The following is an 11,007-nucleotide window of genomic DNA, read 5'->3' on the forward strand; positions in this document are numbered from 1 at the left end:
ACCCCATCTGCTTTCCCTCACGGTTCCCCCCGACCATGACCACCCTCCTGATTGCCGATGACCACCCGCTGTTCCGCGAAGCCCTGCGCGGCGCCGTGCAGCGGGTCATCCCCGGCGTGCAGCTGTTCGAGGCAGACAGCGTGGAAGCGCTGTACGCGCTGGCCGACCAGCACAACGACGCCGACCTGGTCCTGATGGATCTCAACATGCCCGGTGCGCAGGGTTTCAATGCACTGGTGCACATGCGCTCGCTGCATCCGCACCTGCCGGTGGTAGTGGTGTCCGCGCGCGAAGAGGCGACGGTGATGCGCCGCGCGCTCGACCACGGCGCGCTGGGCTTCATTCCGAAGTCTGCGGATTCGGACACCATCGGCCACGCACTGGGCACCATCCTCGATGGCGAGACCTGGGCGCCGCCGGAAGCGCACAACGTGCCGCCCACCGAGCGCGAGGAACGCGAAGTCGGCCAGCGACTGCGCGAGCTGACCCCGCAACAGTTCCGTGTGTTGCAGATGCTGGGCGCAGGCCGCTTGAACAAGCAGATCGCTTACGACCTCAACGTCTCCGAAGCGACGATCAAGGCCCACGTCACCGCCATCCTGCGCAAGCTGGGCGTGACCAACCGCACCCAGGCCGTGCTGATGGCCGGCAAGCTGGCGATCGACGACGACGCCATCGTGCTGCCGCCGGAAGAAGACTGACGGTAGTGCCGGCCGCTGGCCGGCAATCGCCTTCAGCCCCTGAAATCACCCGAAACCGCTTCGGTAGGTGCCAAGCTTGCTTGGCACGCTCTCGCCGTTGCGCATGCCGGCCAGCGGCCGGCACTACCAGGCACCGCTGCGCCCGCGATATAGCCTTCGCTATACAAACCAGCCGTGCCTGCGCGTTTCGCTGGAAATGCGCCACGCGCGAATCGCGATGCTAAGCTTCGCGTCCCCTTGGGGAGTAGCCGGATTCCTTTGCAGGAATCGTCCACGTCAACATACTCGGCCGGTGCGCCGTGGCGTGGACAACCATGATGGTTGGCGAGACCAGCGGCCCGCGCGCGCAACGTCAGGTTGGGCGCGAGCGCAGGCCGTGCGTCCGTCCTGGCCCAACCTCAGCAGCTGCCCATGTCCCCCATTTCGATCCTCCTGATCGGCTTTGCCATGTCCACCGATGCCTTCGCTGCGGCGATCGGCAAGGGTGCGGCCATGCGCAAGCCGGTGTTCCGCGATGCACTGCGGGCCGGCATCATCTTCGGCGTCATCGAGGCGATCACGCCCATCATCGGCTGGCTGCTCGGCCGCGCCGCGCTGCAGTACGTCGAAGCCTTCGACCACTGGATCGCCTTCGGCCTGCTCGGCGCACTGGGCATCCACATGATCTACAACGGCCTGCGCCCGGAAAGTGCCGACGAGGACGAAGACCCCTCCCAGCACCATGGCTTCTGGAAGCTGGCGTTGACCGGTTTCGCCACCAGCATCGACGCGATGGCGGTGGGCATCGGCCTGGCCTTCATGGACGTGCATATCGGCGTGATGGCCGCGGTCATCGGCCTGTGCACGCTGACCATGGTCACCGTCGGCATCATGCTCGGCCGCGTGCTGGGCAGCATGGTCGGCAAGCGTGCCGAGATCATCGGTGGCGTGATCCTGGTGATCATCGGCGCGACGATCCTGTACGAGCACCTGCACGGCGTGGGGTAACGCTTCCGCGATTACGTGGTTGCCGGCCAGCGGCCGGCACTACCTGACGTCACATCCACGCATGGCGTGGATCTACTGCCAGGCCGATGAAGCTTTGGTAGATGCCAGGCTTGCCTGGCATGGTTTCACGTCGTGGTTGCCGGCCAGCGGCCGGCACTACTGCGCATCGCGCAGCGCGCCGAGGAAGGCGCGCAGCGAGGCCGGCTTGATCGGCTTGGTCAGCACGCGATAGCCACGCTCGCGCGCCATCCGCTTCAGCTCGTCGCGACCATCGGCGGTCAGCAGCGCACCCGGCAGCGGGTAACCGGCGGCTTCACGCAGCGCCACCAACGCATCCAGGCCGTCCATGCGGTCGTGCAGGTGGTAGTCCACCAGCATCACCTGCGGCCGCTCGGCCACCTTCTCCAACGCCTGATCCACCGTCGATGCCGTGATCACCTGCACCTGCCAACGGCCGAGCAGTGCGCGCATGCCGTCGAGGATCTCCTCGTCGTTGTCCACGCACAGCACGCGCAGGCCCGCCAGCGAATCGCTGCGTACCGGTGCGGCCACCGCCTGTACCGGCGTGGCCAGTTCGGTGTAACCCGGCAATGGTGCCACCCGCGGCAGGATGATCGAGAACATCGATCCCTTGCCGACCCGGCTGCGCGCATTGAGGCGATGGTCAAGCAGACGCGAGATGCGCTGGCAGATCGACAGGCCCAGACCCAGGCCCTGCTCGCCCCAGTCGAACGGCTGCTGGTAGCGGTGGAACTCGTCGAAGATCTGCCGCATGTGGTGCTCGGGAATGCCGGGCCCGGTATCCCAGACCTGCAGCTCCACTTCGTCGCCGCGCTGGCGCACGGCCAGCACGATGCGTCCCTGGCGGGTGTAACGCAGCGCATTGGCCAGGAAGTTCTGCAGCACGCGGCGCAGCAGGCGGCGATCACTGCGCACCCATGCCGGTCGCGCGAACAGGTCCAGGCGCAGGCCACGGCCGGCGGCGACCGGGGTGTACTGCGCGGCCAGCTCACGCATCAACGCACTCACGTCGAACTCGCCGATCACCGGGTGCAGGCCACCGGCATCCAGCCGCGACACATCCAGCAGGCCATCGAGCAGCTCTTCGGCCGCACGCAACGACGCATCCACACGTTCGGCCAGGTGCTTCTGCTCATCGCTCACGTGATCGCTGTCGCGCAGCGCGGAAGCGAACAGGCGTGCGGCGTTCAGTGGCTGCAGCACGTCATGGCTGATCGCCGCCAGGAAGCGGGTCTTCGACTGCTGCGCGACCTCGGCCTCATGCGAACGCTCGGCCACGCGCTGTTCCAGCGTTTCGTTGGCTTCCAGCAGGGCCTTTTCCGCGTGCTTGTAGTCGGTGATGTCGTTGTAGCTGGTCACGTAACCGCCGCCGGGCAACGCCTGCCCGCGCATCTCGATCACCTTGCCGTCGCTGCGGGTGCGCTCGAACACGTGCGGCGAACCAGCGCGCATGTAGCCGATGCGTCGATTGATCTGGACTTCGATATCACCCTCGCCCAGCTCGCCGCGCTCGGCGTTGTAGCGGATCAGGTCGGCCACCGGGCGACCTACGTAGAGCATGCCGTCGGGGTAGCCGAACATGTCCTGGTAACGACGATTCCATGCGGTCAGGCGCATGTCCGGATCGACCACGCTGACCCCGGCGCTGATGTTCTCCAGCGTGGTCGACAGGATCTCGCGGTTGAAGCGCAGTTCCTGCCCGGCTTCGTCCAGCACCGCCACCACTTCGCCCAGGTCCATGCCCGAGCCACGCAGCAGGCTGGTCAGCAGCAGGCGCGCCGAGGCCGCACCAATCGACGCGGCCAGCAGGCGTTCGGTGAACTGCACCCACGGCCGGTCAGCGGGCGCGGAAGACTGCAGCTCGCGGCCCAGCGACTGTGCCTGCTCGAAGAACGAGCGCCGCGCATGGCGCTCGCCGACCACGCGCGAAGCCAGTGCCAGCAGGTCGCCCACATGCACATGACCGGGCCAGCCACCGGCCACCGACGGGCGCTCGGCATACGGGTCGAGGAACGGCGCGGCGCGCAGCCGCTCGTCCACACCGGGCCGCCAGCGCGCGGACACCAGCATCATCGTCGCCGCATTGACCAGCAGCGACCAGAACGTGCCATGGGTCAGCGGGTCCCAGCCGGTCATGCCGAACAGCTGCTGCGGGCGCAGCCACTCGATGCCGAACGGGCCGTGCTGCACCCAGCCAGCATCGACCCAGCCGGCCATGGTCATCGCCGGCAGCAGCAGGGTGTACAGCCAGGTGGCGAAGCCCAGCAGCATGCCCACCTCGACACCACGCCGGCTCGCGCCGCGCCAGTACAGGCCGCCGATCAGCCCGGGCGCGAACTGCGCCACTGCCGCGAACGCCATCAGGCCGTACGAGGCCAGCGTGCTGTCGTTGCTGCTGGTGCGGTAGTAGCTGTACGCCATCAGCGCCAGCAGCAGGATCGCCAGGCGGCGGATCCACAGCACGCGCGAGGCAACGTCGGCGGCTTCCTGATGGTCGCCACTGCGGCGCAGCAGCACCGGCATCACCAGGTCGTTGCTGACCATGGTGGCCAGCGCAATGGACGACACGATGACCATGCCGGTGGCGGCGGAGAAGCCGCCCACATAGGCAATCAGCGCCAGCGCGTTGCGGCCTTCGGCCAGCGGCAGGGCCAGCACCATCGAGTCGTCGGCGACGCTGCCGCCGGTGCCGAACAGGGTCACGCCGGCGGTGGCGATCGGCAGCACCATGCCCGAGATCAGTACCAGGTAGCCACCGAACATCCAGCGCGCGCGGCGTACGTCGCGCACGTCACCGCACTCGACCACGGCCACGTGGAACTGGCGTGGCAGGCAGATGATGGCCAGGAAGCTGAGCAGGGTCTGCGAGATGAAGCCCACCGGCGGCAGGCCGGTGAACAGCGTATGCACCGACTCGACCACCGCATCGGTGCGGTTGCTCAGCCACAGGTAGGCGAACACGCCCACGGCCAGCATCGCCAGCAGCTTGATCACCGATTCGAAGGCGATCGCCAGCATCATGCCGTGGTGGTGCTCGGTGGCGTCGACCTGGCGGGTGCCGAACAGGGTGGCGAACAGCGCCATCAGCAGCGCCACGTACAGCGCCGGATCGGTGAAGAAGCCGGTCGGGCCGCTGTTGCCGGTCAGCACCTGCAGGCTCATCGCCACCGCTTTGTACTGCAGGGCCAGGTACGGAATGATGCCGATCAGGGCGATGATCGCCACCAGTGCGGCCAACCGCCGCGAGCGGCCGAAGCGCGAGGAGATGAAATCGGCGATGGAGACCACGTTCTGGCTGCGGGCGATCAGCGCCAGGCGTTCGATGATGCGCCAGCCGAACAACAGCAGCAGCAACGGACCGATATAGATCGGCAGGTAGCCGATGCCGTTGCGCACGGCCGTACCCACCGCGCCGTAGAAGGTCCACGACGAGCAGTACACGGCCAGCGCCAGGCTGTACACCACCGGCCGCAGCCACGGCCGGTCGGGATACATCGGCCGGCGGTCACCCCACCACGCCACGCCGAACAGCAGCGCTGCATAGGCAACCGAGACGAGCAGCAAGATCCAGCTGGAGACCACGCGTGCGTTTCCGTCGGAAGAACCCGCAGTGTAGGCCAGGCATGGCCGGGGGTGCGGGCTCGTTGGGAGCAACCACCCCCACCAAGGTGGGGGCCTACGCGGTGCGGGCCACGACCGTTGGTCGTGGCCGGCTTCTTATTGGGCCGGCACGCCCATTTCCTTCAGCAGCTCGGGCGCCGGGTAGACCTTGGCCAGCAGCCAGCGCAGGTAGCGCATGTCCACGTGCACAGCGCGCTTGTAGCGCGGATCGAACCACCAGCTGGCGCTGACCGATTCCCAGTTGCTGTCGAAGTTCAGGCCGATCAGTTCACCCTTGGCGTTGAGCACTGGCGAGCCGGAGTTGCCGCCGGTGGTATCCAGGTTGGTCAGGAAGTTGACCGTCTGGGTCTTCAGCGCCGGGTCGGCGGTGCTGCCGAAGTCACCCTTGGCAATCGCCGCCAGCAGCGGCTTGGGCGCATCGAACGGATAGGCGTTGGTGTTCTTCTCGACGATGCCGGCCACGGTGGTCACCGGCGAGTAGGTCACGCCATCGCGCGGGTGCAGCGCCTCGACCTTGCCGTAGCTGATGCGCAGGGTGCGGTTGGCATCCGGGTACACGGCGCGGCCCTGCTTGGCACGCCAGGCGAACAGCGCCTGCATGTAGGCCGGGCGCAGGCGCAGCTGCTCGCCTTCGCGGGTCTTGCTCTCGTTCTCGATGCGCAGCTGCGCGGCCACCAGCGGGCCGGCCACGGCGATCAGCGGATCGGCGGCCAGCGCCTTGCCTTCGCGTGCGGCAGCGAAACGCGACAGGCGCTGCGCCTCGTCACCCAGCTGGGTGCCCGCATACAGGGTGTCCAGCGCCTTGGCCAGCTGCTGCGGGGTACGGCCGAAGGCCGCGTCGAACTCGGCCACGCGCTGCGCGTCCGGCAGCTGCTGGTAGCGGGTCAGCAGGGTGGTCAGCAGCGCCTTCTCGACCTCCGGTGCGTAACGGCGCTGGACCTGCTTGAGCACGCCTTCGATCATCGCTTGGTCGCGCTGCTGGTAGCCGCTTTCGCGCTGCGCGTCCGGCTTGGCCGATTCGATGCGCAGGCGCTCCAGCAGCAACGCCGAACGCAGCAGCTGGCTCTGCGCGGCCATCTGCTCCAGCAGCAGGTCGCGCTCGCCCACCGCCGCGCCCTGCGACAGGTTGGCCAGCAACGCCTTGATGTCGCCCTGGTACTTGCGGTCGGTGGCAGCGAGCATCGCCGTCTCGTCGGCGGCACGCTGGGCCTTGGCGTCGCTGCGCAGCAGGCCTTCCAGCTCACCGGCAGCGCGCTTGCGGTTGTTCTTCAACGACTGCAGCTGCGAGGCGTAGCGGGTGCGCGCCTGTGCATCCTTGGCGCTGGCGGCCTCGATGGTGTCGATCATCTGCTGGAACACCGATACGCGGCGCGGCAGCACGGTATCGATCTGGCCAGCGAATTCGGCCGCGGTACGATGGCGGTAGGTGATGCCCGGGTAACCGGCCAGCATCGCGTAGTCGCCTTCCTTCGGGCCTTCCACCGACATCTGCAGGTGTGCCGGCGCCTGGTAGGGCACGTTGTCCTTGCTGTAGGCGGCCGGCTTGCCGTCCTTGCCCACGTAGGCGCGCAGCAGGGTGAAGTCACCGGTGTGGCGCGGCCACATGAAGTTGTCGATCTCGTCGCCGTAGTTGCCGATCGCGCGCGGCGGCGCGTACACCAGGCGCACGTCGCTCAGTTCCAGCTGGGCGATCCGGTAGAAATCGGTGCCGTAGTACATGTTGGCCACCGAGCAGCGCACGCTGCCGTCCTTCTCGCACTCGGCCACGATCTGCTTGCTGGCCGCGTCCACGGCGTCGAAGTAGGCACGGCCGGTCTTGCCACGGGCCTGCGCCAGCACCTGGTCGGTCACCTTGTCGAAGCCGACGGTAACCAGCACGCGGAAGTCCGGGTTGGCCGGGCGCTCGTCGGCACGGCCGTTGGCGATGAAGCCACCAGTGATCAGGTCGTGCTCGGGCGAGCTGTTGTACTGGATCACGCCCATCGCCACGTGGTGGTTGGTCAGCAGCAGGCCGTCGGCGGACACGAACGAACCGGTACCACCACCGGCGCGCACCACGGCGCTCAGCGGCGGCGCGGTGACATTGGCCAGGTCGGCCGGATTGCCCTTGAAACCTGCGGCCTGCAGCGGCTTGGCCAGTTCCGGCAGCTGGGTCGGCATCCACATGCCTTCATCGGCGTGGGCACCGGCGGCGAGGGTCAGGCCCAGGGCCAGGGCGGTGGGAAGGGCTTTGCGTGATGACATGAGGCAATCCGGTACGACTGAACAGCCCGGGACCATAGCCCGTGGGGCGCTGTCGGGCAACGCCCGATGGTCAGGGGGTCGGGGCCACTCCTACAATCGCGGTTCCCTGCACAACGGACGTCAGCAGATGATTGTTGGAATCGACCTGGGCACGACGCACTCGCTCATCGGTGTGCATTCGTCGGATGGACCGCGCCTGTTCCCCAATGCCCATGGCGAGCTGTTGACCCCGTCGGTAGTCAGTCTCGACGGCGACGTCGTGCTGGTGGGTGCTCCCGCTCGCGATCGCCTGATCAGCCACCCTGACCAGAGCGTGGCCCATTTCAAACGCTGGATGGGCAGCAACCGTGAAACCCGGCTGGGCGATCGCGTATTCCGTCCCGAGGAGCTTTCGGCGCTGGTGCTGCGTTCATTGCTGGCCGATGCGGAAGCCGTGCTCGGGCAGAAAGTGGAAGAAGCGGTCATCAGCGTGCCTGCGTATTTTTCCGACGCCCAGCGCAAGGCCACCCGCGCCGCCGGCGAACTGGCTGGCATCCGGGTCGAGCGCCTGATCAACGAACCCACCGCCGCCGCGCTGTCCTATGGCCTGCAGCAGCGCGAGGAGGAAGCTCGGGTGCTGGTACTGGACCTTGGCGGTGGCACCTTCGATGTCTCCATCCTGGAGCTGTTCGAAGGTGTGGTGGAAGTCCATGCCAGCGCCGGCGACAACTTCCTTGGCGGGGAAGACTTCCTGCGGGTGCTCGAGCAGGCGTTGCTGGCCGAACAGGGCCTGCGGGCGGCCATGATCGCCCCGGGCGAACGTGCACAGCTGCTGCGCCGGCTGGAACTGTTCAAGCGCGAACTGAGCCAACAGGGCAGCGGCCACCTGCAGTTCAACCTGGAAGGCCGCGAATTGGACTGGCAGCTGGATGAGGCACGCTACGCGCAGTTGTGCGACCCCCTGCTGCAGCGCATGCGTGCGTCCATCGAACGGGCCATCCGTGATGCCCGCCTGAAGCCGGAGGCGCTGGACGACATCGTGCTGGTGGGCGGTGCCGTCCGCATGCCGATGATCAGCCGGCTGGTGACCCGCATGTTCGGTCGCCTGCCATTGCGGCATGTCAACCCGGACCAGGCCATCGCCATGGGCGCGGCCGTGGCGGCCGGCCTTAAAGCGCGCGACCAGTCACTGCGCGAAACCGTGCTGACCGATGTCTGCCCCTATACGTTGGGCATACAGGTGTGCCGTCGCGATGCATCCGGCCAGGAGCGCGGCGGCTACTTCCATCCGATCATCCAGCGCAACAGCGTGGTGCCGGTCAGCCGCGAGGACGATTTCTGCCCAATCAACGATGCACAGACACAGCTGGTACTGGACATCTACTAGGGCGAAAGCCCCACCGTGGACCGCAACATCAAACTGGGTGAAATCCGCATTCCGTTGAAGGGAAAGGGCCCGGCCCAGGCAAAAAGCGTGACTGCCCGCTTCACCTACGACGTCAACGGATTGCTGCAGGTGGAGGTGACCGAACATGCCAGCGGGACCCGGCATGAGCTGATCCTGGAACAGAACCCCGGCCTGCTGTCACCGGACGAGATCCAGCAGCGGCTCGCGGCACTGCAGTCATTGAAGGTGCATCCGCGCGACGATCAACCGAACCTGGCCGTAGTGGCCCGACTGGGTCGGCTTTACGAAGAGTGCCTCGACCAGCGCGATACCCTGCAGAGATGGCTGTCGCAGTTCCATGCTGCGCTGGAGAGCCAGGACCTGGCCCGTATCGAACGCCACCGCGAGGAATTGACCCACGCCATGGATTCGCTGGAGATCGACGCATGAGGCGGGGGCTGGACGTCCTCGAACTGGACGAGGATGCTGACGAGCGGGCGATCAAGCGAGCCTACGCCAGGCTGTTGCGGGTAACCCGGCCTGACGATGATCCGGTTGCGTTCCAGCACCTGCATGAGGCTTACCAGTCTGCGTTGTCATGGGTGAAACAACGCGCTCAGCCCCTCGACATCGATCATGACAAGCACGCCTTGCCGCCGATGCAGGATCCATCGCTGGAACCGGCGTCGCGTGCACATATCGATGCGATACACGCAGCGATCGCGCTGGATCGCCAGCTGGAGCAGGAACGCGGGCCATACGGCCATGACCCTGTCCGGATCGTGCAGACCACACCGATGCCGCCAGCCGACACCGGGTTGGACAAGGTGATCGGGCCGTCGCAGAGCGATCCGCACGGGCCTGACGCGTTACCAACGGCGCACGCCCTGGCACCGCAGCCCACGCTCGCCCCTGCTGGCGACGGCGAGCGATCGCCACTGCGTTCAGTGGATCAGATGGTCGCGGCCATCCTGATCCGACTGGCTGCAGCTGCCCGGGGCAGCGACGATGACACGACCGTGCCCGCGCTGGAAACCTGGCTGCAGGCTCAACCCGAGCTATGGTCCCTGCATGACAAGCCGCTCATCGCGGCGTCCCTGCTGGAGCAACTGCGCGAGGCGTCCCCGCCTCTGCCGCGGGAGGTGGTCGAGCACGTGGCCAGCAGCTTCGGCTGGGATGATATCGGCAACGGACTCGATGCCGAGGATCTGCAGCGGATCGTGCGTCGCTGCGATCAGGCCTGGATGCTCACGGATGCGGGCCGGCAGCGCCTGGCGTGGCATGTTTCGCGGCTGGACACCTCCATCGTGCGCCCGGATATGCGCCCGGTACTGGACCGGTTGCGCCGCCCGCGCAGCCGCTGGCGCAACCTGCTGGAGTCGCTGCCGTGGTCGCGGCCCGACATCACGGTGCTGACGTTGGCGGCACTGCGTTACTGGCCCGATCGTGAGCTGCCGCCAGGCCTGTCCGCCACGCAGGTGGCGTTCTGGAGTCGCTTCGGCAGCCGTCAGGATCCTCTGCGTTCGCAGGTGTCCGCCCTTCGGGCCTGGTTGGCCGGCCTGCTGTGCGGCACGATTTGCCTGGTCGGCGTGATCAACAGCTGGCCACTGACCTCCACCGAGGGCGGCATGACCGGCGGTGCGAAGGCCGCGCTCAGCCTCGCGATCGGCACGCTGCTGATTCCATTCGGCTGGTACCTGATCTGCGGATTACGGATGCTGATCAGCTGGCAGGTGAACCCGGTTGCCGCTGGAAGCTGGCGGCAGGTCGCCTCGCTTCCAGTTATTGTCGTTGTCGGTGCCGGCCTTCTGCTGCTGTTCCAGCATGAGTCGTTCCCGGATATGTCTGGGATCCTGTTGGCTCGTGGACTGGTGTTCGCGCTCTGGTTGGTGGCATTCATCGGTACCACCACGCAGCGCCAGCGGCTCGGTATGGCCGACCATGGCGCCCTGGACCGCGTCAGCATGATTCCCGGCCTGATTTTTCCCTGGTTGGGGCTGGTGATCGTGCTGGGCTATTGGGCCCGCACCCAGGTGCTGCGGCGCAGATCGCCGCAATGATGCATCC

Annotated in this window: 5 protein-coding genes, 1 pseudogene and 1 riboswitch; of the genes and pseudogenes, 4 read left to right on the plus strand and 2 right to left on the minus strand. The window is 67.0% G+C overall.

What is annotated here, in order from left to right; genetic code table 11:
• Positions 1 to 35 precede the first annotated feature (35 nt).
• Both H4O10_RS05245 and H4O10_RS05250 read left to right on the plus strand, forming a co-directional pair.
• Positions 36 to 701, plus strand: a complete 666-nt coding sequence (locus H4O10_RS05245; protein ID WP_005411662.1) for a response regulator transcription factor — start codon at positions 36 to 38, stop codon at positions 699 to 701.
• Between the two features lie 233 nt (positions 702 to 934).
• Positions 935 to 1,024, plus strand: a riboswitch (yybP-ykoY riboswitch).
• 88 nt (positions 1,025 to 1,112) lie between these two features.
• Positions 1,113 to 1,688 (plus strand): manganese efflux pump MntP family protein, encoded by a 576-nt coding sequence (locus tag H4O10_RS05250; RefSeq protein WP_033835355.1) that lies wholly within the window; start codon positions 1,113 to 1,115, stop codon positions 1,686 to 1,688.
• 156 nt (positions 1,689 to 1,844) lie between these two features.
• On the opposite strand, the gene H4O10_RS05255 is transcribed toward H4O10_RS05250, so the two are convergent.
• Positions 1,845 to 5,291, minus strand: a complete 3,447-nt coding sequence (locus H4O10_RS05255; RefSeq protein ID WP_043034414.1) for a PAS domain-containing hybrid sensor histidine kinase/response regulator — start codon at positions 5,289 to 5,291, stop codon at positions 1,845 to 1,847.
• Between the two features lie 135 nt (positions 5,292 to 5,426).
• Positions 5,427 to 7,574, minus strand: a complete 2,148-nt coding sequence (locus H4O10_RS05260; RefSeq protein WP_049454198.1) for a S46 family peptidase — start codon at positions 7,572 to 7,574, stop codon at positions 5,427 to 5,429.
• A gap of 127 nt (positions 7,575 to 7,701) precedes the next feature.
• On the opposite strand from H4O10_RS05260, the pseudogene H4O10_RS05265 reads away from it, so the two are divergent.
• A pseudogene (locus H4O10_RS05265) lies at positions 7,702 to 9,390 on the plus strand (molecular chaperone HscC).
• The gene (locus tag H4O10_RS05270) at positions 9,387 to 11,000 is read left to right on the plus strand and encodes a molecular chaperone DnaJ (RefSeq protein ID WP_049454201.1); all 1,614 of its coding nucleotides are present in this window, start codon (positions 9,387 to 9,389) and stop codon (positions 10,998 to 11,000) included. The pseudogene H4O10_RS05265 and the gene H4O10_RS05270 overlap by 4 nt, the downstream one beginning before the upstream one ends.
• Positions 11,001 to 11,007: the final 7 nt, after the last annotated feature.

It is taken from the genome of Stenotrophomonas sp. I18B00994, from assembly GCF_014145825.1.
GTDB lineage: Bacteria > Pseudomonadota > Gammaproteobacteria > Xanthomonadales > Xanthomonadaceae > Stenotrophomonas > Stenotrophomonas maltophilia.